The organism is Aurantimonas sp. DM33-3, from assembly GCF_014334315.1.
Taxonomy (GTDB): Bacteria; Pseudomonadota; Alphaproteobacteria; order Rhizobiales; family Rhizobiaceae; genus Aurantimonas; species Aurantimonas coralicida.
The window spans coordinates 81130-103117 of the sequence record NZ_JACSGS010000017.1 but is presented as its reverse complement, the minus strand read 5'-3'; the positions used below and the strand labels follow the sequence as shown (position 1 = coordinate 103117).

At 66.4% G+C, this 21988-nt stretch carries 21 protein-coding genes; 13 read left to right on the top strand and 8 right to left on the bottom strand.

Annotation, left to right across the window (positions count from 1 at the left end):
• Nucleotides 1-40: 40 nt before the first annotated feature.
• The 4 genes from H9Q09_RS18975 to H9Q09_RS18960 are packed head-to-tail and all read left to right on the top strand — an operon-like array spanning nucleotide 41 to nucleotide 3422.
• Nucleotides 41-1054 carry a branched-chain amino acid ABC transporter permease gene (locus H9Q09_RS18975; protein ID WP_348646333.1) on the top strand — a complete coding sequence of 338 codons (1014 nt, stop codon included), beginning with the start codon at nucleotides 41-43 and terminating at the stop codon, nucleotides 1052-1054.
• Entirely contained in the window at nucleotides 1051-1992 is a 942-nt protein-coding gene (locus H9Q09_RS18970) for a branched-chain amino acid ABC transporter permease (RefSeq protein WP_187392332.1), read from the top strand. The genes H9Q09_RS18975 and H9Q09_RS18970 overlap by 4 nt, the downstream gene beginning before the upstream one ends.
• Complete coding sequence (locus tag H9Q09_RS18965) at nucleotides 1985-2716, top strand: ABC transporter ATP-binding protein (RefSeq protein ID WP_187392331.1); 732 nt, start codon at nucleotides 1985-1987, stop codon at nucleotides 2714-2716. Before H9Q09_RS18970 ends, H9Q09_RS18965 begins: the two co-directional genes overlap by 8 nt.
• A complete protein-coding gene (locus H9Q09_RS18960) occupies nucleotides 2703-3422 on the top strand; it encodes an ATP-binding cassette domain-containing protein (protein WP_187392330.1) in 720 nt (239 codons plus the stop codon). Before H9Q09_RS18965 ends, H9Q09_RS18960 begins: the two co-directional genes overlap by 14 nt.
• A 106-nt stretch (nucleotides 3423-3528) precedes the next feature.
• On the opposite strand, the gene H9Q09_RS18955 is transcribed toward H9Q09_RS18960, so the two are convergent.
• Nucleotides 3529-4746 carry an ABC transporter substrate-binding protein gene (locus H9Q09_RS18955; protein ID WP_187392329.1) on the bottom strand — a complete coding sequence of 406 codons (1218 nt, stop codon included), beginning with the start codon at nucleotides 4744-4746 and terminating at the stop codon, nucleotides 3529-3531.
• A gap of 197 nt (nucleotides 4747-4943) precedes the next feature.
• Here H9Q09_RS18955 and H9Q09_RS18950 point away from each other — a divergent pair, with 197 nt between their 5' ends.
• A complete protein-coding gene (locus H9Q09_RS18950) occupies nucleotides 4944-5792 on the top strand; it encodes a transcriptional regulator (protein ID WP_187392328.1) in 849 nt (282 codons plus the stop codon).
• A gap of 529 nt (nucleotides 5793-6321) precedes the next feature.
• Here the strand turns inward: H9Q09_RS18950 and H9Q09_RS18945 are convergent.
• The gene (locus tag H9Q09_RS18945) at nucleotides 6322-7230 is read right to left on the bottom strand and encodes a LysR family transcriptional regulator (protein ID WP_187392327.1); all 909 of its coding nucleotides are present in this window, start codon (nucleotides 7228-7230) and stop codon (nucleotides 6322-6324) included.
• Nucleotides 7231-7308: 78 nt separating this feature from the next.
• Between H9Q09_RS18945 and H9Q09_RS18940 the strand changes: the two genes are divergently transcribed.
• The 6 genes from H9Q09_RS18940 to H9Q09_RS18915 all read left to right on the top strand — a co-directional run bounded on the left by H9Q09_RS18940 (nucleotide 7309) and on the right by H9Q09_RS18915 (nucleotide 12983).
• Nucleotides 7309-8007: an RraA family protein gene (locus H9Q09_RS18940; RefSeq protein ID WP_210315430.1), complete on the top strand. Its 699-nt coding sequence runs from the start codon at nucleotides 7309-7311 to the stop codon at nucleotides 8005-8007.
• Nucleotides 8008-8072: 65 nt separating this feature from the next.
• Nucleotides 8073-9035 (top strand): tripartite tricarboxylate transporter substrate binding protein, encoded by a 963-nt coding sequence (locus tag H9Q09_RS18935; protein WP_246716234.1) that lies wholly within the window; start codon nucleotides 8073-8075, stop codon nucleotides 9033-9035.
• Nucleotides 9032-9496 carry a tripartite tricarboxylate transporter TctB family protein gene (locus H9Q09_RS18930; RefSeq protein WP_187392324.1) on the top strand — a complete coding sequence of 155 codons (465 nt, stop codon included), beginning with the start codon at nucleotides 9032-9034 and terminating at the stop codon, nucleotides 9494-9496. Before H9Q09_RS18935 ends, H9Q09_RS18930 begins: the two co-directional genes overlap by 4 nt.
• 30 nt (nucleotides 9497-9526) lie before the next feature.
• Nucleotides 9527-11032 (top strand): tripartite tricarboxylate transporter permease, encoded by a 1506-nt coding sequence (locus H9Q09_RS18925; RefSeq protein ID WP_246716233.1) that lies wholly within the window; start codon nucleotides 9527-9529, stop codon nucleotides 11030-11032.
• Nucleotides 11029-11928, top strand: coding sequence for an NAD(P)-dependent oxidoreductase (locus H9Q09_RS18920; protein WP_187392322.1), 900 nt, complete (start codon nucleotides 11029-11031; stop codon nucleotides 11926-11928). The genes H9Q09_RS18925 and H9Q09_RS18920 overlap by 4 nt, the downstream gene beginning before the upstream one ends.
• Complete coding sequence (locus H9Q09_RS18915) at nucleotides 11925-12983, top strand: Ldh family oxidoreductase (RefSeq protein ID WP_187392321.1); 1059 nt, start codon at nucleotides 11925-11927, stop codon at nucleotides 12981-12983. The genes H9Q09_RS18920 and H9Q09_RS18915 overlap by 4 nt, the downstream gene beginning before the upstream one ends.
• 78 nt (nucleotides 12984-13061) lie before the next feature.
• On the opposite strand, the gene H9Q09_RS18910 is transcribed toward H9Q09_RS18915, so the two are convergent.
• From H9Q09_RS18910 to H9Q09_RS18890, 5 genes are all read right to left on the bottom strand, one after another.
• On the bottom strand, nucleotides 13062-14111 hold the full coding sequence (locus H9Q09_RS18910) for an Ldh family oxidoreductase (RefSeq protein ID WP_187392320.1): 1050 nt from the start codon (nucleotides 14109-14111) through the stop codon (nucleotides 13062-13064).
• Nucleotides 14112-14413: 302 nt separating this feature from the next.
• Nucleotides 14414-15358: an ABC transporter permease gene (locus H9Q09_RS18905; RefSeq protein ID WP_009208005.1), complete on the bottom strand. Its 945-nt coding sequence runs from the start codon at nucleotides 15356-15358 to the stop codon at nucleotides 14414-14416.
• Nucleotides 15355-16290, bottom strand: coding sequence for an ABC transporter permease (locus tag H9Q09_RS18900; protein ID WP_009208006.1), 936 nt, complete (start codon nucleotides 16288-16290; stop codon nucleotides 15355-15357). Before H9Q09_RS18900 ends, H9Q09_RS18905 begins: the two co-directional genes overlap by 4 nt.
• Entirely contained in the window at nucleotides 16287-17756 is a 1470-nt protein-coding gene (locus H9Q09_RS18895) for a sugar ABC transporter ATP-binding protein (protein ID WP_187392319.1), read from the bottom strand. The genes H9Q09_RS18900 and H9Q09_RS18895 overlap by 4 nt, the downstream gene beginning before the upstream one ends.
• Before the next feature lie 11 nt (nucleotides 17757-17767).
• A complete protein-coding gene (locus H9Q09_RS18890; RefSeq protein ID WP_210315429.1) occupies nucleotides 17768-18778 on the bottom strand; it encodes an ABC transporter substrate-binding protein in 1011 nt (336 codons plus the stop codon).
• 333 nt (nucleotides 18779-19111) lie between these two features.
• On the opposite strand from H9Q09_RS18890, the gene H9Q09_RS18885 reads away from it, so the two are divergent.
• On the top strand, nucleotides 19112-19903 hold the full coding sequence (locus tag H9Q09_RS18885) for an SDR family oxidoreductase (RefSeq protein WP_348646332.1): 792 nt from the start codon (nucleotides 19112-19114) through the stop codon (nucleotides 19901-19903).
• 78 nt (nucleotides 19904-19981) lie between these two features.
• Nucleotides 19982-21073, top strand: a complete 1092-nt coding sequence (locus H9Q09_RS18880) for a TRAP transporter substrate-binding protein (RefSeq protein ID WP_187392317.1) — start codon at nucleotides 19982-19984, stop codon at nucleotides 21071-21073.
• Nucleotides 21074-21149: 76 nt separating this feature from the next.
• On the opposite strand, the gene H9Q09_RS18875 is transcribed toward H9Q09_RS18880, so the two are convergent.
• Nucleotides 21150-21920, bottom strand: a complete 771-nt coding sequence (locus H9Q09_RS18875) for a glutaredoxin (RefSeq protein WP_187392316.1) — start codon at nucleotides 21918-21920, stop codon at nucleotides 21150-21152.
• Nucleotides 21921-21988: the final 68 nt, after the last annotated feature.

Below are 21988 nucleotides of genomic sequence, written 5' to 3'. Positions count from 1 at the left end.
TCCACGCCTGCGCCGAATATGTCGCGAGGTGTCGCTTTAAGTGTGCCTACTTGCGACTATTGCTGCACCGCAACCCCATTGTCCCGTCGGTGGAAAGCGTCCATCGTTCCCGCTGCCCCACCGTCTCCCCGCAGAACCGAAGAGCAAGAGCATGAGCCTCCTGGCGATCTCCGAACAGGCGATCAACGGTCTGATCATCAGTTCCTTCTATGCGCTGACCGCGCTGGGGCTGGCAGTTATCTTCGGCGTCCTCAGGATCGTGAACTTCGCCCATGGCGAGCTCTACATGCTGGGTGGGTATGCCTACTATCTCGCGATCAGCGCGCTCGGCCTGCCGCCGCTTTTCGCTCTTCTGGTCGCGGCGGTGGCATTGTTCGCCGTGGGAGCTGCTATCGAATGGCTGCTGATCCGCCCGATCCATACGGGGAAGATCGATCGACCCGAAGAATACGCCATCATGATCACCTTCGCCCTGTCGATCTTCCTCCTGAATTTCGCCAACAGCATCTTCGGCCCCTGGCCGCAAAGGCCGGAGCCCCTGGTGCGAGGCCGGGTCGAAATCGGCGAACTGATCATCAGCGGTGACCGGCTGGCCGCCGCCGCAGCTGCGATCATCCTCATGACCGCCGTAATCCTGGCGCTGCGCTATACGTGGGCTGGCAAGGCTGTTCGCGCCGTCAGCCAGGACCGGATGGCCGCCGAAATCTACGGGATCAGCGTGCAGCGTGCGGGGCTGATCGCCTTCGGTGTCGGCGCCGCTCTGGCAGGGCTCGCCGGCGCGCTGATCGGCCCCGTCTTTAACGTCACACCGCCCATGGGCGTCGTTCCCGTCATCAAGGCCTATATCATCGTCGTTCTCGGTGGACTCGGCTCCGTGCCCGGCGCGATCATCGGGGCTGTGATCCTCGGTCAGGTTGAAAGCTTCGCCACGATCCTGATCCCCGACCCAAGTCGGGCACTCGCCTACAAGGACGCCTACGGGCTGCTCGTGCTGGTGGCGGTGCTGCTGTTGCGCCCGCAGGGTCTCTTCGGTCGCGCGGAGCGCCGGGCATGAGCCGTTTCGCGTCGATGAAGGTCACCGGTTTCGCGGTGCTTGCCTTCGGCTTCGCCGTGCTGCCCCTGGTCGGGCTTTCCGACTACTGGATCTACACGGTTACGATCGGCTTCTATTACGCGCTTCTGGCCGCGAGTTGGTCGCTGCTCGTCGGCTATGTCGGACGGATCAGTTTCGCGCAGGCGGCGATGAGCGGTCTCGGCGGCTACGCTTCGGCGCTGAGTGTCATCCACCTGGGGCTGCCGGTCGGCGTCGGCCTCGCTATGGGCGTCGTTGTGGCAGGGCTTGTCGGCTTCGCACTGGGCTGGCTGACGCTCCGGCTGCATGGTGCCTATCTTGGCCTGACCACGATCGCCTTCGGCGAGATTCTGCGCATTACCGTCACCGCCGAGCACGGGATCACGGAGGGAAGCCTGGGACTGCGTGTCCCGGCGCTCATCCCGGACGGCAGTCGGTTCGACTACTACTATCTGTTTCTCGTCGTGACCGCGGTCTGCCTGATTGCCATGGGACTACTCCTGCGTTCGCGGGTAGGCCTGTTCTTCCAGTCGATCCGCGAGGACGAGGACGGGTCCGCCAGTCTCGGCGTCGACGTCACCTTGTGGAAGTGCGTCGCTTTCGCCGTGTCCAGCGCGTTTGCAGGCCTTGCCGGCGGGCTCTACGCGCATTTCGTACAGCTCATCACGCCGTCGATGATGTCTCTGCAGGAGATGGGGATCGTCCTGGCGATGGCGGTAATCGGCGGGTTTCACAACATCCTTTATGCCGCTCTAGGCGGAATGCTGCTGCAGGTAATGCTGGAGATGCTGCGCGAAGTGGAGCAATGGCGGCTGGTGGTCTTCGGCCTGGTCACGATCCTGATGCTGCGTTTTGCACCGAACGGCATCTTCGGCACGTTCATCGATGCGGTCACCAGCCGGAGGAAGCGCCATGACTGACCAACTCATCGTCCGGGGGCTGCGAAAGCGGTTCGGCGGCGTCGTCGCCCTGAACGACATCGATCTGGCGGTCGAAGCAGGCGAGCTGGTTGGCCTGATCGGGCCGAACGGATCCGGTAAGACGACGCTTTTGAACATCGTCAGCGGCTATTACGATGCCGACGCAGGAACGATCGCCTATGACGGCGCGCCCGTTGCCGGCCTGTCGCCGCATCGTCTCGCGCGCATTGGCATCGGCCGGTCCTTCCAGGTCACCAAGGTGTTCCGCCGGCTGACGGTGCTGGAGAACATGCTGGTATCCGGGCTATCGGATTGGAGCGAGAGTCGGGCTGTCGCAACCGAACGCGCCATGGCGGTGCTGGACGATCTAAAGCTGACGCGTCTCGCCCAGGAGCCGGCCGGCAACCTGTCCGGCGGTCAGGCCAAGCTGCTGGAGTTCGCCCGTATCATGATGCTCCAGCCGAAACTCGTTCTGCTGGACGAGCCCTTCGGCGGGGTCCATCCGGAGCTCAAGCGCTTCATGTACGAGCGGATCCGCGAGTGGAACGGGAACGGCGTGACGATCATCCTCATCAGCCACGACATGGGCTCGATTTTCGGACTTTGCCGCCGGGTCGTCACATTGAGCTACGGAGACATCATCTGCGACGGCACGCCGGACGAAACGCGTGCCAACCCAGCCGTTCTGGAGGCCTATCTGGGGGATCGTCATGACGCAGCTTGAGGTCTCGAATCTACGCGCCGGCTACAGCCGGGACATCGACATTCTCAGCGGTGTCAGCGTCATCGCCCGGCCGCGGCAGCTGACCACGATCATTGGGGCCAATGGCGTCGGAAAGTCGACGCTGCTCAAGACGATCATTGGGCAATTGCGACCCCACGCCGGGTCAATCCGCTACGGCGATAAGGACATGTCAGGTATCGCAACGCGCGATCTGGTGCGCATGGGGATCGCCTATGTTCCGCAGGGCCACGCGCTGTTCAAGGACATGACCGTAGCGGAGAACATCGAGATCGCCACGTGGTCGTTCCGGGCCGACCGGCCGCGCTGTCGCGCCGCAACCGAACGGGTCTTCGAGCGGGCCCAGTATCTGAAGGAATTCCGCCAGCGTCGGGCTGGCCTCATGTCGGGCGGCCAGCAGCGGCTCATGCAGCTGGAACTGGCACTGATGGCCGATCCGGATCTGATCCTGATCGACGAGCCGACCGTCGGCCTCGATCCGAAGCGGGCAGGGGTGATCTACGATCATTTGCGCAAACTGGTCGACGAGCAGGGTCGGACGATCCTGATGGTCGACCAGAACGTCATCGCAGGCACCGACGTCGCCGATTACATCTACGTGCTGGAACTTGGCGCGAACAAGATCGAGGGCAGCAAGGCGCATTTCGATGAGACGTATCGCGACACCATTGCAGACTGGCTGTTCTGACGAAGCTGTCCTACCGGCCGGCACTTGCGCAGTCAGCTGATGCCAAACAAAAACCCCACCGGTCTGCACCGGCGGGGTTTCCAATTTCAGCGCGGATTCTCGCTGTTCAGGGCTTAATCACGAGCTCGTCCGTGGTCGCTTCGGCCCGCGGCCACAGAATGGCGGAGTCTGACGGAGTCTGGTTCGCTTCGGTGTACTGGATCACGAAGATCGGCACATCCGGCCACTGCTGGAACTTCCAGGCTGGGTCCTTGTCCTGCGGGAAATAGATCTCGCCGCGCGTGCCGTTCCAGCGAAGCTGGCGTAGCGCCTCCTGCAGCGCCGGCCCGTCGGTGGCTCCCGCCGCCTTGATCGCTTCGGCGATGACCATGACACCGTCATAACCTTCCATCGCGACAGCGTTTGCCGGGCGGTCGAACTCAGCCTGGTAGGCCTCCGAGAACGAACGGGACAGTTCGGTATCCGGCTTGCCTGGAAGACCGGCAGGGTTGCCGATTACGTACTTTCCGGCATCGCCCATGACGTTCCAGAATTCCGGCTCGAGGACGTCGGCACCGGCGGCGAAGATCGCCGTATCCTTGGAGGGTGCCAGTCCCAGATCATAGGCCTGCCGCAGCATGAGGAGCAGATTGGAGCCGGTGAAGCCGGCTACGATCAGGTCTGGCTGTGGATCGGCGCGCTTAAGTTGCAGAAGCTGTGGCGTGAAATCACTGACGGTGCGCTCGGCGGTGAACGAAGTGACGTTCGCCCCGGTGTCCTGAAGGTTCTTGGTGAACACGTCGATGATGCCGAAACCCCAGTCGGAATTCTCGGAGATGATCGCGATGTTCTTGAACCCGGCTTCCTTCACCCAGTCCGCCGCAACTGAATAGACCAGCGAGTTAGCAACGGTGATGCGAAAGACTTCCGGAATGCCGGCGGCGGTGACCGCGTCCGACCAGCATTCGCCGGCAACGAAAGGTATCTCGTACTTTTCCGCGACAGGACCAACGGCGGTACAGACGGCGCTGTGCGCGCTGCCGGTCACGGCCACGACGCCCTCGCTCGATGCCAGGCGTTCAAATGCGGCGACACCCTTTTCCGGAACGCCCGACGTGTCCTCGACAACAAGCTCGATCTGCTTGCCAAGAAGGCCACCGTTCGCGTTGATCTCCTCGACGGCAATGGTCATGCCGTCGCGCAGAGATTCCCCGGTCTGGACGCCGCCGGGAGGCGAGAGCGGCGCAATGCCGCCGATCTTGATGGTTTCCTGAGCCGTGGCCGCGGACGTGCCCAGCGCAAAGGCTACGAGGGCTGTGGCTGACAGTTTCGATAGTCTGGTCATGGCCTCTCCTGTTGATGATCGAGAGCGCGAAAATGCAGCCCTCGCGGCACCGTTCTGCCCACGAATTAGGCGTGCCCAGAACGAGACCTTGTCCAAAGTGTGGGCCGAGAACCGCTATCGACGCAATCGGCAGAAACGACTTGATCTGAAGCGGAATGGCGTTCCTATAGCGTCACTCAGCGACAGGAGCCGACCAAGTGAATGCCGATTTTATCCCAAATCTGAAACTTCTGTGCAGCTATCAGCGGTCGACAGCTGATGTGTGCCGCAAATTGCGGATGAACCGCCAGCAATTCATGAAATACCTTGGTGGGGGCGCCTTTCCCTCAAACCGAAGCCTGCGTCGCATTTGCGATTTCTTTGGCGTCGATGAGTACGAAATCCTGATGCCCCACGACCAGTTCCGGGATATTGTCCGCCTCCGGCCCGTTCAACACGAGGCCGACGATTTGCTGCCAGCTGCTGTGAAGCGGATCGCCGAGCATGCGGCTCGCCAGCATGCCCAGCTGGCGAAATATTGCGGCTATTACTACAAATACTTCTACTCGTTCTCCACGCCGAGTTTCGTTTTGCGGTCGCTCGTCTGCGTGGGGCAGGTGGGTGAGATGACCTACTACAAGACGATCGAGCGATTGACGCCGGCCGGCAATCGGCATGCACCGGGCGATCTGTTCAAGTACAGCGGCGTTGTCCTGCCGGTCGGTGACAGGATTCACATGATCGATCATGAATCGGTTGTGGGCAACGAGATGTCGCAGACGATCCTGTATCCACCCTATCGCAACCGGGTGTCGACGCTGATCGGATTAATGATGGGCATTACTGCAACCGAGGCGCACCAGCCGGTGGCAGCCCGTGTCGTGATGGAATATCTCGGCCGCCGCGTCGATCACCGACAGGCGATCCGAGGTTGCGGACTCTACGAGGAGGACGCCCAGGAGATTTCCCGGCCAATGCTCGATTATCTCCGCGAGCCGTCGCCAACGGACGGCTTTCTCATCCGGGCGGGTTCGACCTACGAAAAGGTGCAGATGCGAAGCCGATAGGCGGGGGGCTGGAGCCAATTGGCCAGCCGGTAGCAGCACGCTTTACGGGCGAGGCTGTGGCTTGCTGATTGGCAATTGTCCTGCCGACCAAGACGGAGCACGCGTCCGTTCTGGAGCCGATCCGCTGGCGCTTCCGTGTTTTTGCGCTAGAATCATTGGCACGCGGCGATCTGCGTTGCCGTCACACCTCGCTGTCACAGTCGGGAGAAGATTTCTGGCGAAGATATAGTCAAATCAGTGGCTTGGTCGAAAATCGGGGTAGAATCCCCCCCTCTCCGCCATTCGGACATCACACCCCGCCAATTTCCAGACCCCTGTTTTCCCGGCATTCTGACCACCAGCGCGCCTAGCAGGGTGGCGCGTTGAGCCGTGTATCGAGTGGCAGGATCGTTCTGCGGCATGAGCGTCGAGATCTCGTTGCAGAACGAACTCGGCGTCGCTCAGGTCGCGCGGCTCTGCTCAGGAGACCCCGCGGTTAGTAGCGCGGTCGTGATGCGTGTTTTGGTCGGAAAAGCCCAACGCCGACCAGTCATCCACCAGCGGTTTCAGCTACGATTCGGGCGCTGGTTTCGGCGTGATCGCAGAAGGCGGCGAGGATGGGGGAGGTGTCGCTGGCCCGCCAGCCGAGGCAGACCTGCACCGTGGGCGGTGTATCGGCGATCTCCACGTAAGCGACGCCCGGAATGTTCAGGCTGCGCGCGACCTCCGGCACGATCGCCGCGCCCATGCCGGCGCTGACGAGGCCGATCATCGTGTGGATCTGGGTGGCATATTGCTCGACCCGCGGGACGAAGCCGGCCTTTTCGCACATGCCGATGATGCGGGCGTAGAAGAGCGGGCTCTTGCGCTGGGTGAAGAGGATGAACCCGTCCTCGGAGAGGTCGCGCAGATGCAGGCGGTCGGTTGAGGCGAGGCGATGGTCGTGCGGCAGCGCCACCACGAAGCGCTCCTCGCGCAAGGGCCGGGCGCGCAGGCTGGGATCCGAGATCGGCGGGCGCAGGATGCCGACGTCGATCTGGCCGTCGCGCAGCGCCGCCAACTGCTCCTGAATGGTCATCTCGAACAGTTCGAGGTCGACCCGCGGGAACGCCAGGCGGAACCGGCGCAGGACGAGCGGCGTCACGCCATAGGTGGAGGAATGGATGAACCCCACCGACAGACGGCCTTCCTGTCCGGCCTCGACCCGCCGGACTTCCTTGGCCGCCTGTTCGAGATCCGTCAGGATCCGGTAAGAGCGCTCCAGGAACATCCGTCCGGCGGGGGTCAGGGTAACGATGCGCTGATTGCGATTGAGCAAAGTCGCCTGCAGCCGCTCCTCGAGCTGCTGGATCTGCCGGGTCAGGGCCGGCTGAGCAATGTGAAGGCGGCGGGCGGCGCGGCCGAAATGCAGCTCCTCCGCGACGCAGACGAAGGATCGGAGCAGGCGCGTCTCGACCATCAGTGATGCCCTGTCGCTATCATTGAAGTGCCAACAATGTATTGGACGGAATGACCGGCCTCGGTCAAGCTCCCCGTGATGAAGAGCGGCAGGGAGGCCGGAGTGGCAGCAGGATTTCGTGTACTGGACGGGCACGTGCGCAGTGACCGATCGCTGGTGGAGGCGTTCGCGAAGATTCCGTCGGCGATCATCAGCGACAATCTGAACCGCATGGTCGCCGCCGGACCGTCGGTCCGGCCGATGCACAAGGGTGGCACGCTGGCGGGCACGGCGCTGACCGTGAAGACCCGGCCCGGCGACAATCTGATGATCCACAAGGCGGCCGACATCGCCCAGCCCGGCGACGTGATCGTCGTCGATGCGGGCGGCGACCTCACCAACGCGCTGATCGGCGAGCTGATCATCAGCCATGCCCGCTCGCGCGGGGTCGTCGGCTTCGTCGTCAACGGCGCGGTGCGCGACATGGACGTGATCGCGGTCGACGACTATCCGGTCTATGGCGCCGGTGTCAGCCATCGCGGCCCCTACAAGGACGGGCCGGGCGAGGTGAACGTGCCGATCGCGCTGGACGGCATGGTGATCGCGCCGGGCGACATCGTCATCGGCGATCTCGACGGCGTCGTGTGCATTCCCCGCGAGGAGGCGGAGAGCGTGCTGGCGGCGTCGCGGGCGCAGCAGGAGAAGGAAGCCGGCATCCAGGCGGCCATTGCGGGCGCCGGTTGGGATCGCGCCTGGGTGGACGAGATCCTGAAGGCCAAGGGCTGCGAAGGCGTGTGAGGAGGGATGGGGCGCCGTCCGCGGCGGCCCGTCGGAAGACCAGTCAACACCAGAGGGAGGACATCATGAAATTCGTCAAGACAATTGCCGTCACCATGGGGCTCGTCGCCGCCGCGGTGGCGTCGCCGGCCAGCGCCGAATGGAAGCCCGAGCGCCCGATCGAGATCATCGTCGGCTTCGCGCCCGGCGGCGGCACCGACCAGACCGCTCGCCTGATCGCCTCGGCCGCGCAGGAATTCTTCCCCGTGCCGCTGGTGGTGGTGAACCGTCCGGGCGCATCCGGCACGCTGGCCGCCGAGACGGTCGCCAAGGCCGAGCCCGACGGTTACACGCTGCTCGTCGCCGGCGGCAGCGAGAGCACCTCGGTGCCCAATCATCGCGAAATCTCCTACAGCCTGGACGACTTCCGTGGCATCCTGCGGGTCAATCGCGAGCATATGGTGATCGTCACCAAGCAGGGCAGCGGCCTCGACAGCGTCGAGGCGGTGGTCGAGGCGGCCAAGGCCGATCCGGGCAAGCTGGCCTATGCCTCCTCCGGTCCTGCCGGCATCCTGCATTCGGCCTTCCTGGTGTTCGAGAAGGAGGCCGGCATCCAGATCCAGCACGTGCCCTATCAGGGCGGCGCGCCGGCCCTTGCGGCCCTGCTCGGCGGTCATGTCGACATGGCGATCATCACGCCGGGTGATGCCGCGGCGCAGGTCGAGGCCGGCAATGTCAACGCCATCGCCACGACCTCGGACCGGGCCGAGCAGCTGCCCGACGTGCCGTCGCTGACCGAGCTTGGCTACGACGTCGACCTGGAGAACATGAAGGGGCTCGTCGCACCGGCCGGCATTCCGGACGAGGTGGCCGAGTATCTGCAGGACCGCTTCACCAAGGCCATCGAGTCCGACACCTTCAAGACGCTGGCCGAGCGCGGCAACATCACGCCGGGCTATCTCAGCGGCGCCGATTTCGAAAAGGCGATGCGCGACATGTCGGATTCCATCGCCAACGCCATGGGCGACACGCCGAAGACCGCGCAATGACAGCCACGCGGGTTGTCGCCATCGTCTGCGGCCTGGCCTCGGTCTACTTCCTGGCGATCCTCGTCCCGGAAGTGGGAGCCAGCGCGGCGGCGATGGGCACCGGCGATTTCTACTCGGTGGGGCCAACGGCCCTGCCGAACTTCGCCGGGGCGGTGACGCTGCTTCTGAGCGTCGGCGTCTTCGCCACCAGCGGGCCGGCCGCGGTCGATGGCGACCGCCGCTTCGGCCGCGGGCTCGGCGCCGGCCTCGTCTTCACCGTCATGCTGGTGGTCTACGCCCTCGCCATGCCGTCGATCGGCTTCCTGGCCGCCTCGGTGCTGTTCATGGTGGCGGTGTTCCTCGTCTACCGCCCCGCCAGCTGGCTCATCGCCCTGATCCTGACGCTCGCCGTCCCGGTGCTGGTCGATCAGGTGCTGCGCAAGCTCTTCCTGATCCCGCTGCCGTCCGGGGCGTGGTTCTAACCACCCGAAGGGGTATCAATGGACCCGTTGTTGCAGGCCTTCTGGGGCTTGATGGAGCCGGTCACCCTGCTCACCCTGTTCGTCTCGGTGGCGGTGGGGCTGATCATCGGCGCCATTCCCGGCCTTTCGGTCAATATCGCGGTGGCGCTGGCCGTGCCGCTGACCATCTTCATGCCGACGGACCAGGCGCTGGTGACGCTGATCGGCCTTTACGGCGCCGGCATCTTCGGTGGCTCGATCTCGGCGATCCTGCTCAATGCGCCGGGCACCCCGGCGTCCGCCGCGACCATCTTCGACGGCTATCCCATGGCCCAGCAGGGGTTGGCGACCAAGGCGCTGCGGATATCGCTGATCGCCTCGGCCTTCGGCTCGATCTTCAGCATCGTCCTGCTCGTCCTGCTGGCCCCGCAACTGGCGAATTTTGCCCTGCGCTTCGGGCCGGTGGAGATCGCCTCGCTGCTGTTCTTCACCTTCCTGATCATCGGCATCCTGTCCGGCAACTCGCTGATGAAGGGGCTTCTGTCCGGCGCGATCGGCATGCTGCTGGCCACCGTCGGCACCGATCCGATGGTCGGCACGCCGCGCTTCACCTTCGGCTCAACGGCGCTGATGGACGGGCTGACCTATGTGCCGCTGCTGGTCGGCCTGTTCGCCGTGGCGGAAATCATCGAGGAGGCGACACGCCGCTTCTCCCAGGGCGAACGCAAGTTCGATCTCGGCGACGAGGACCTGGCGGCCAACCGCCTGCGCTGGAGCGAGATCAAGGGCATGCTCATGCCGATGACCCGCGCCTCGGCGATCGGCTCGGCCATCGGCATCATGCCCGGCATCGGCGCGACGATCGCGTCGTTCATGTCCTATGCCGACGCCAAGCGGTCGCTCAACAAGGACAACACCTTCGGCAAGGGCGACCCGCGCGGCGTCGCCGTCTCGGAAAGCGCCAACAATGCCGTCGTCGGCGCGACCTTCATCCCGACCCTGGCGCTGGGCGTGCCCGGCGACGCGGTCACCGCGATCCTGCTCGGCGCGCTCGTCCTGCAGGGGGTGACGCCCGGACCGCTGATCTTCATCACCTCGCCGGACATCGTCTACACGATCTATTTCGCGCTGCTGTTCGCCACGCTTCTGATGGTCGCGATCGGCTATTTCGCCGTGCGGCCGCTGGCGATGACGCTGCGCATCCCGAAGATCTACCTGATGCCCTGCGTCGCGCTGGTGTGCGTGGCCGGCAGCTATGTCACCCGCAACAACGTCATGGACATCTACGTGATGCTGGGTGCGGGCGTGCTCGGCTTCATCTTCAACCGGACCGACATCCCCGTCGCGCCGCTGCTCATCACCTTCATCATCACGCCGCCCTTCGAACAGGCCCTGCGACAGGCGCTCACCCGGTCCCAGGGATCGTTCGAGCCGTTCCTGACCAATCCCGTCTCGCTGACCCTCGGCGTGGCGGCGCTTGCCCTGTTCGTCCTCGCCGCCCACCGCAGCCGGCGGCAGGGCAGGGCGCAGCCAGTCGAAAGGACACAGACCCCATGACGGACACCATCGGATTCATCGGGCTCGGCGTGATGGGCGCCGGCATGGCGAAGAACATCCTCAAGGCCGGCTTCAAGCTGGTGGCGACGACCTCGTCGGCCGAGAAGGCCGAGGCCTTCCGGGCGCTCGGGGCCGAGATCGTCGACAGCCCCGCCGCGATCGCCGGCCGCACGACACTGATCGTCACCTGCGTGCCGGATGCGGCGGCTTTGCGCCAGACGCTGTCCGGCGACAACGGTCTCGCCTCGGCGTCGTGGGAGGGCGGGCTGCTCGTGGACTGTTCCACCATCGCGCCCTTCGAGGCCGAGGAGATGGCGGCTGCCCTGGCGGATGTCGGCGCCGGCCTGGTCGATGCGCCGGTCAGCGGCGGTCGCAAGGGTGCCGAAGAGGGCAAGCTGACGATCATGTGCGGCGGCAGCGACGCCGATGTCGCGCGCGCGCGTCCGGTTCTCGACGCCATGGGTACCAACATCCACCATGTCGGCCCGCTCGGCGCCGGACAGGCGGTGAAGGCCTGCAACCAGCTGATGGTCGCGGTCAACATGATGGGCGCCTTCGAGGCGGTGGCGCTCGCCCGCGCCGCGGGTGTCGATCCGAAGGTGATGCGCGAGGTGCTGTCCTCGGGCGCAGCCCGCAGTGGCGTCCTCGAGGCGCATGCCCTGCGCTACATCGAGGGCAATCTGGAGCCCGGCTTCCGGGCCGAGCTGATGCGCAAGGATCTCGGCATCGCGGCGGCCGTCGGCGCCCACTACAAGCGCGCCCAGCCGGCAACGGGGCTTGCCCACCAGCTCCTGGTCGCGGCCTGCAACAGCGGCTTCGCCAAGCTCGACAGCGCCGCTTTGGGGCTCCTCTACGATCAGATGAACGGCACCGACGACGAAAGGCCGACCCGATGACCCGCTTTTCCCTTGCGACGCTCCGGCCGTTCTCCAACGCGCTCTTCGAGGCGAGCGGACTGAGCCCCGATCATGCGGCGCTGGTCACCGACGTCCTGATCCATGCCGATCTGCGCGGCCATGGCTCGCACGGGCTGACGCGCATTCCGATCTATGCCGAGCGCATCGCTGCCGGCGCCGTCAACGCCCGGCCCGACATCCGCTTCGAGCGGCCGGCGCCGGCCTTCCTGCAGGTCGATGGCGACAACGGGCCCGGGCCGGTGGTCAGCGACGCGGCGGTCGAGGCGGCCATCGCGACGGCGAAGGAGCAGGGCGTCTGCGTGGCGGCCGTCGCCCGCAGCAACCACAACGGCTCCGGCTCCTTCTATGTCGAAAAGGCGGTGGCTGCCGGCTGTATCGCGCTGGCCATGACCAACGCGCCGCCCTCCATGGCGGTCTTCGGCGGCCGGCAGGCGGTGATCGGCACCAATCCGGTGACCTTCGGCACGCCGGTGGATGGCGGCACGCCGATCATGATGGACATGGCGACCTCGGTGGTCGCGCGCGGCAAGGTGGTCGAGGCGGCCAAGCGCGGCGAGGCGATCCCGGAAGGCTGGGCGCTCGACGTCGACGGCAAGCCGACCTGCGACGGTCGTGCGGCCGAACGCGGCGTCGTCCTGCCGCTGTCCGGCCCGAAGGGTTCGGCTCTGGCGATCATGGTCGAGGTTCTGTGCGGTGTCCTGTCGGGCGGCCGCTTCGCCGGCTCGCTCGGCAATCTCTACAGCGATTTCGAGACGCCGCAGGACATCGGCCATTTCATGCTGCTGATCGACGTCTCGCGCATCCATGCATCGAGCGGCTATGCGGCGCGGGTACGCGACCTCGTCCTCGAACTGAAGGACAGCGCCACCGCCGAAGGCTTCTCCGAGATCAAGATGCCCGGAGAGGTCGAGATGGAGCGGGCGCGCAGCAACAGCGCCGAGGGCATCGACCTGCCGGACAATGTCGTCGCCGACCTCAACGCCACCGCCGCCAAATTCGCCCTGGCGCCATTGGCCGAGACCGAACAGGCCTGATCGAAAAGGCCCGGATCGCTTCTCGACCGGGCCTGAATTCCGGCCCCGCCCCGACGCCGGGGCCGGTGGCCCGCCGGTTCAGCCAAGGCCCGGAACGCCGGCGTCCTTCGCCGCCGCATCGATCGCGGCGATGTCCTGGGTGGAGAGGGGCAGGCCCGTCCGGCGGGCCTGTTCGGCGCGGCGGGCTTCCGGCTCGCCTGGTAGCAGGATCTCCTCGAAGCCTGCGGCTTTCCGGCCGGCCCGCAGCCGTTCCGCGTAATCGCGTGCGCGCTCGGCATAGGCGTCTGCCGGCATGAACAGATCCGGCCGCATCGCCAGGAAGAAATGGCCGACGTCCTGGCCGCGGGTGAAGTCGTCATTCTGGTTGATCACGCGATCGCCGGAGGCGGCGCCCGACATGATGCCGGCCAGGACATCGATCATCACCGCGACGCCCGAGCCCTTCGGACCGCCCAGCGGCAGCACTACCCCTTTGAGTGCGGCGGCCGGATCGGTGGTCGGCCGGCCCTCGCCATCCAGCGCCCAGCCCTCGGGGATCGTTTCGCCCTTCGCGAGTGCGCGGCGCACCTTGCCCTTGGCGGCGACCGAGGTGGCCATGTCGAGGATGAAGGGAGTGGGTCCCGGCGCGCCCATCGCCAGCGGATTGGTGCCGAGAAACGGGTCGCGTCCGCCCCACACGGGCATGGTCGGCGCAGCATTGGTGAAGACGAAGGAGGCCAGTCCGGCCTCGAGCGCGCGGCTCACGTAGAGCGACGACATGCCGTAATGGTTGGAGCGGGAGGCGGCGGCGAGGCCAACGCCGTAGATCGCGGCCTTCTCGATGGCGATGTCCATCGCCTTGCGCGCGACGACGAAGCCGATGCCGTTGTCGCCGTCGACATGCGCGGCGACCGGCATGCGCTCTGTCACGGTGAGCGTCGGGGCGGGGTTGAGGACGCCCTCCTTGAGTCGGCGGGCATAGACCGGCAGGCGCGCGACGCCGTGGGAGGACACGCCGCGCAGATCCGCCTCGACCAGACATTCGGCGCAATAGCGCGCATCCTCCGCCGGCAGGCCGTTCGCCGTGAGAATGGCCGCCGCGACTGCGGTCAGCGCCTCCACCTGAATGATTTGTTCGGTCTCCGGCATCGTCCCGCTCCCCTCGCGATTTCCTGCATTCGTATTCGTCTGTATGCAGGCGTATTATACGAAGCGTGTCGTCTGCAAGCGATCGCTGGTGCGGTGCCTTCTGCGGATCAGGTCGAGGCCATCCGCAAGGGCCGCCATCGGAGCAGGGCAGCCCATCTCGCCGCGGATCGTGTCCATCACAAGAAGCGGGAACTGCGGCGACGGAGAGATGGCGCCGTGCCCGTCAGCCCGCCGACCGTGCGCGCCCGCCCGCCGGGCTATTCCGGCCGGCCTCGATCCCGGACTCCCGGGCTTTGCCCTCCTCAGCCCCTGACCGGCCGGCTGCCGGCGGCGACGATGGCGATGATGATGAGGCCGGTCATCAGGAGGCGGACGCCGGCGCCGAGGCCGTAGGAATTCAGCATCGAGACGATGAGGAACAGGAACAGCGCGCCAGCCCAGATGCCGGGCACGTTGGAGCGGCCGCCGCCGATGGAGGAGCCGCCGATGACCACGACGGCGATCGAGGTCAGGAGATATTCGGTGCCCATGTTGAGCGCGGCCCCGCCGGAAAAGCACGACAGCAGGAAACCGGTGAGCCCGGCGAGCCCGGCGCAGAGAACGTAGGTGATGGCCCGCACCGCATCGACGGGCACGCCGGCGAGCCGCGCTGCGCGCGGGTTCTGGCCGCTAGCGGACAGATTGCGCCCATAGGCGGCGCGATTGAGCGCCACCCAGGCGATGACGGCGATGACGAGCGCCAGCCAGGCGACGTTGGGCACGCCGAGGCTGCGCCCGATGGCGAAATCGGACAGCGCCTCGGGCGGCTTGATACGGATGCCGCGGTTCGACCAGATCGCGAGGGACAGATAGACGAAGGACGAGGCGAGGGTCGCGATGATCGGCGGGATGCGCAGGAGCTTGATCAGCGCGAAATTGGCGATGCCGGCACCGAGGCCGATGCCCAGCGCGACCAGGAGCCCGACAAGCGCGACATCGGCCCCGGCCGCGCCACCCATATATTTCAACGACACGGTGCCCGCGAGGGTCATGGTCGCCGGGATCGACAGGTCGACATTGCCCGGTCCCAGCGTGATGACGAACATCTGGCCGAGGCCGACAATGACCGAAAAGGCCGAGAAGGTCAGGGCCGCGACCAGGAGGCCGGTGCCGCCGGCGGTTTGTCCAATCGCTGCGGTGAAGGCGAAGGTGATGCCCGCCGCGACGAAGGCCCAGATCCAGGCGCGCGAGAAGAGCGTCGCGATCATGCCGCCACGCCCCGGTTGCGCCGCCGGACCGACAGGAGCAGCCGCGCGGCGAGCACGATGATCAGGATGAACCCCTGGGCGCCGATCTGCCAGTCGGGCGACAGGCGGATGAAGGACAGGAAGCTGCCGGCCAGGGCCAGCGTCAGGGCGCCGATCACCGCGCCGACCGGCGAGATGCGGCCGCCCGTGAACTCGCCGCCGCCCAGAATCACGCCAGCGATCGACAGCAGCGTGTAGCGCAGCGCGATATTGGCGTCCGCGGCAGTCGACAGGCCGACGAGGGTCATGCCCGACAGGATGCCGAAGACCGCCGACAGGGCATAGGCGCTGGCGCGCAGGCGGATCAGCGACCAGCCGGCCCGGGCCAGCGTCCGCTCGTTGCCGCCGAAGCCGCGCAGCACGGTGCCGAAGGAGGAGCGCATGATCAGGAGATGGGCGAGGCCGGCAATCAGCACGCTGGCGACGATCGCCATCGGCGCGATCGGCGGCTTGGCCGTCATCAGCCAGCGCAGCCAGCCCGGCGAGGCACCGCCCGGCGAGGGCAGGATCATCAGCGCCAGCCCGGCCCAGACGAAGGACATGCCGAGGGTGACGACGATGGCCGGCAGGCCGCGGGCCTGGATCAGCGCGCCCAGTCCGGCATAGGCCAGGACCGACGCGGCGAGGATCGCGGCGCCGATCAGCGGTGCGTCGTTCAGCCATGTGGCGGTGACGCAGGCCACGAAGCTGACGAAGGTGCCGACCGACAGGTCGATGTCGTTGACCATGATGATGATCATCTGGGCGACGGTGGCGAGCGCGATCGGCACCGCCAGGTTGAACAGCAGGTTGAGCCCGAGATAGCTCATCGTGCGGGGCTGGATGACGAAGACCGCACCGAGCAGGAGCGCCAGCGAGAGCACCGGCAGGAGAATGCGCAGATTCGGCTTCATGCGGCCTGACCCTGCATCTCGAAGCTGTTCGACAGGATCTGTTCCTCGGTGATCGCCGCGCCGGTCAGCTCGGCGGCGATGGCACCGTTGCGATAGACGAAGACGCGGTCGCACAGGCACGTCTCGTCGATCTCGGTCGAATACCAGAGGAAGGTGCGGCCGGCGTCGGCCTCGCGGCGGATCATCTCGTAGACCTGGGTCTTGGTGCCGATGTCGACGCCGCGCATCGGGTCGTCCATGACGACGATCGGGGCCTCGGTCGCCAGGGCCCGGGCGAACAGAACCTTCTGCTGGTTGCCGCCGGACAGGGACAGGATCGGGTTGTCGATGTCGTCGGTGCGAATGCCGATCTTCTCGCGCCAGTCCTCGGCGAGGGATCGTTCGCCGTCGGCATCGACCATGCCCCGGCGCGTCAGTTGCGGCAGGGCGGCCAGCGTCGCATTGCGCAGGATCGACCACAGCGGAAAGATGCCGTCGCGGCCGCGGTCACCGGCGACGAAGACCGCCTGCGGCGCCCGGCCCCGCCAGTTGGACGTCTGCGACAGGTAGAAGGCGGCCAGCGCTTCGGCCTGACCGTGGCCGGCCAGCCCGGCAAGGCCGACGATCTCGCCGCGTCGCGCCTTCAGCCCTTCCGGCGTCGACAGGATGTCGTCGCCCTGCGGCCGCACACGCTGCGCGGCCTTTTCGGAGGCGACATGGCCCATCGCCGACACCAGCGATTGCCGGGTGAAGTGCCCGGCCTCGCGATCGGCGATGACGCGGCCGTCCTTCATCACGGCGATCCGTGTCGCCACGTCGAAGACCTCGCCCAGCATGTGGGAGATGAAGATCACCGAGCCGCCCCCGGCGCAGAAGCGGCGGACATGGGCAAGCAACTGCCCGGCGATCGAGCCGTCCAGCGAGGAGGTCGGTTCATCCAGAATGACGAGCCGCGCCGGTTCGGCGCCGTCGGCAAAGCCGATCGCCACCTCGACCATCTGGCGCTCGGTCAGCGTCAGGTCGCCGACGATCGCCTCGGGCTGAATGCGGTGGCCGGCAAAGATCTCGTCGAGCGCCGCCATGACGCGTTGCGCCGCCCGGCCGCGCCAGCCGCGACCGGTGAGGTCGCGCTGGGAGATGCGGACATTCTCGGCGACGGTCAGATTGGGGCAGAGCGACAGCTCCTGATGCACGGCGCGCACGCCGGCCCGGCGCCGCGCGATCTGGCCCGAACCGTCGGTGCCGTCGGCCAGGCCGTATCGGACCGCGCCGTCGCTCGGCTCCAGATTGCCGTTGATCAGATTGACCAGGGTCGACTTGCCGGCGCCGTTATGGCCGACGAGGGCGAGGCATTCGCCGCCCGTCACCGCCAGGTCGACCGTATCGAGAGCCCGGACAGGCCCGAAGGATTTGCGCGCGTTCTCCAGCGCGACCAGAATGTTTCCCCGGGGGCCGGCTGCCCCCGGAGCGTCACTGCCTGTCGTCATCGGGTTCGAACTCAGTTGGTGCCGGCGATCACGCCCTGGGCGTCTTCCAGCGTGTACTCGACATTGGCGACGCCGCCCTCGGGCGTCGTCTTCAGGGCCTCGTCGAGCCCGTCCTGGTCGATCCGCAGGAACGGCACGGTGAGATCCTTCGGCACCTCCTTGCCGTCGAGGATCTGCTGGGCGACCCAGAAGGCGAGGGTGGACACGCCCGGCGCGATCGAGACCGACATGGTCTCGTAGCCATTGGCATCGCGCTGCTCGGCCCACCAGGTCAGCTCGTCCTGGCGGTTGCCCATGACGATGATCGGCGTCGGCCGGCCAGCGGCCTCGAAGGCCTGCGCCGCGCCGTAGCCGTCACCGCCCTGGGTCGCGACGCCGACCACTTCCGGCAGAGACGGCAGGACGCCGGCGACGGCCTTCTGGGCGACGTCCTGGGCCCAGTCGCCATGCACCGAGCCGACGATCTTGAACTGCGGATTGGCCTCGACGCCGGCATGGATGCCGGACGAGATGGCGTCGTCGACGAAGACGCCGGCCAGCCCGCGGATTTCGAGCAGGTTGCCGCCGTCGGGCAGGCGGCCCTTCAGATAGTCGATCTGGTCGGCGCCCATCTGCTTGAAGTCGACGGCGATCCGCCAGGCGCAGGGCTCCTCGACGATGCCGTCGAAGGAGACGACGGTGATGCCGGCATCGCAGGCTTCCTTGATGGCGCCGTTGAGCGCCGTCGGCGACGCTGCATTGATGACGATGGCGTCGTAGCCCTGCAGGATCATGTTCTGGATCTGCGCGGCCTGTTCGGTGGCCTGGTTCTCGGCGGTGGTGAAGGCGTCGGCCTCGGCGACGATGCCGTCGGCCACGGCCTTGTCGGTCACGGTCTTCCAGCTCTCCAGCATGGCCTGGCGCCAGGAATTGCCGGCGTAATTATTGGACAGGGCAATGCGCTTGTCGGCGGTCTCGGCATGGGCGCCGGTCGCAAGCATGATGGTGGCTGCCAATACGGCAGCTTTGAGAAGCCTCGTCATGTTATCCTCCCAGACGGTGATCAGCCGCACTCTCCCGATGCGGCAAAGCACCGAGGTACCGGCGCCTCGGGAAGGTAATCACAGAGTGCGGCGCACAAACCAGTGCGATCTTCGCCAGGCCGGGAAACTTTGCCTTCATTTGCGGATGGCGCGCATTTCTTCCGCCTCCAAGTGCTGTCGTAATACCGCATGACAGTCCGGGACGAATCGTATCGTATGCGCTGCGCTGCGGGGCACGACGCGCGCCATGACCGGCGGCGCATGCGGCGGCGGTTCGGGGGGATCGATGACGAACGGGGCGACAGTCGGACAAGCCGGGCCGTGGCGGACCGCGTGACGCTGCAAGCCGCATCACGCCCCGTGCCCGGCCTGTTTTCGCTCGACGGGCAGGTGGCGCTGGTCACCGGCGCAAGCCGCGGGCTCGGGCTGGAGGTCGCGCGGGCGATGGCCGAGGCGGGGGCCCGGGTCGTTCTGGCCGGCCGCGACCGGTCGCGCCTCGAGGCGGCGGCGGGCAGCATCAGTGGCACCGCGCATGAGCCGGTTATCGCCGATTTCGATTTCACCGATCCCGATGCGACGCGCGCGGCGCTGCGCCGGATCCATGCGAAGGCCGGCCGGCTCGACATTCTCGTGCACAATGCCGGGGCTCGCGACCGCAAGCCGCTGGCGGAGTTTTCCGATGCCGACATCCGCGCGCTCATCGACACGAACCTGACCGCCGGCATCGTCCTTGCCCGCGAGGCGGCGGCGCTGATGGTGCTGCAGGGCCATGGCCGGCTGATCATGATGACGTCGATCGCCGGCCATGTCGCCCGCGCCAACGACGCGGTCTATACGGCGTCCAAGCACGGGCTCACCGGCCTGGTGCGGGCGCTGGCGGCCGAATACGGCCGGCACGGCATCACCAGCAACGCCATCGCGCCGGGCGGTTTCGCGACGGAAGCCAATGCCGATCTGATCGCCGATCCGAAGGCTGCGGAGCATTTCGCCGGCCGGTCGCTGGTCGGGCGCTGGGGACAGCCACGGGAGATCGCCGGCGCGGCGGTGTTCCTGGCCTCGCCCGCCGCATCCTACGTCACGGGGCATGTCCTCGTGGTGGACGGGGGCCTGACGACGGCGATGTGAACATGCGGCGCGGCGCCAGGCGCACGCGCCGGGGGAGGCGCCCGGACCCATCCGGGCCACCGAAACGGGGGAAGAGTGATGGACCGCAGAAACTTCATGGCGACGGCCGGACTAGGCGCCGTCGGCAGTACGCTCGCCGCACCGGCGCTGGCGCAGTCGCAGCCGGAGGTGATCTGGCGCCTGCAATCGAGCTATCCGAAATCGCTGAACACGATCTACGGCGCGGCCGATTCCTTCGCCAAGGCCGTGACCGAGGCGACGGACGGTCGCTTCCAGATCCAGGTCTTTGCCGCCGGCGAGATCATTCCGCCGCTGAGCATCGTCGACGGCGTGCAGCGCGGCACCGTCGAGATGGGCCAGACCGGCTCGTATTTCTATATCGGCCAGGATCCGGCCTTCGCCTTCGGCACCTGCATTCCATTCGGCCCGAATGCCCGCCAGCAGAATGGCTGGTTCTACGAGGGCGGCGGCAACGACCTCTTCAACGAGTTCTGCGCGACTTACGATCTGATCCATTTCCCGGGCGGCAACACCGGCACCCAGATGGGCGGCTGGTTCCGCAAGGAGATCAACAGCGCCGAGGACCTGAAGGGGCTGAAGATGCGGATCGGCGGCCTCGCCGGCAACGTCCTGCAGCGGCTCGGCCTGGTGCCGACGCAGATCGCGGCGGGCGACATCTATCCCTCGCTGGAGCGCGGCACGATCGACGCCGCCGAATTCGTCGGTCCGCAGGACGACCAGAATCTCGGCCTGTCGAAGATCGCGCCCTTCTATTACTTCCCCGGCTTCTGGGAGGGCGCGGCGTCGCTCAGCTTCTTCATCAATCTGGAGAAGTGGAAGGCGCTGCCGGCCAGCTACCAGTCGATCGTGCGGACCGCGGCAATGGCCGCCGGCACCGAGATGACGGCGAAATACGACGTCCAGAACCCGCTCGCGCTCGCTCGCCTCCTGTCCGAGGGCACGCAACTCCGCGCCTTCCCGCAGGATGTCCTGCAGAAGAGCTACGCGGCGGCGAGGGAGGTCTATGCGGAGCTCGGCGAGAAGAGCCCGGCCTTCAAGAAGCTGTTCGACCACCAGATGGAATATCGCGACCGGACCTACCAGTGGTGGCGGATCTCGGACTACAGCTACGACACGCTGATGCTGCGCGCCGCGCAGGAACAATGGTGAGCAAAGCCGTCTGAACGATCAGATCCAGGGGCGGCGAGGTTTCGGCCTTGCCGCCCCGATTGCGGTGCCCCGGAGCTCAGCCTCCCCAGATCATGCGCAGGGGCATCCACAGGCCCATGCCGATCATCACGAGGTTCTCGGTCAGCGACACGAAGCCCAAAGGCACGTTCGAGCCGCCGCCGACACAGGCGCATTTGAGTTCGCGCTTCTGCACATAGACCGCATAGAAGACCGACACGGCGCCGATCGTCCCGATGATCAGCGCGATCGGCGCCGACAGCCAGGTGAGGGTGCCGGCGATCATCAGCACGCCGGCCAGCGTCTCGCCGAACGGGTAGATCTTGCCGTAGCGCACCCATCGCTTGGCCAGCAGGTCGTAGTTCAGGAACATGGTCGAGAAGCTCTCGACGTCCTGCAGCTTCTGGATGCCGAGCAGGCACATGGAGATGGCGAAGAACCACTCGATCGCCCGCACGGTGAAGATCGTCTCGTATGCAGCGAAGGAGACCGCCAGCGCCATCAGGAAGGCGACCGAGAAGATGGCGATCACCGGCTGGTAGGTGGTCTGGTCCTCAGACTGGACCGACTTGCCGAAATGCTCGCGCAGATCCGTATAGCCGCCAACGCGATCGCCGCCGATGAAGGCCTGCGGCGTCGTCTCGACGCCATGTTTCGCCTTGAAGGCGTCGGTCTCCTCGCGGGTGGTGAGCCAGTTGTCGTCGACCGCGAACCCTTCGCGCTCGAGAAGGTCCTTCGACTTCAGCCCGTAGGGGCAGACATGCCCGTCCATGACCATCCGGTAGAGGACGGCCGACGGGTTGCTGTCGTTCGCTGCGGCGTTGCTCATGCTCCATCGTCCTTCCTGCGGCGTCCCGCGTGCCACCTTGCCGTTGCCTCTTGGCCAAGGAGTTGCGA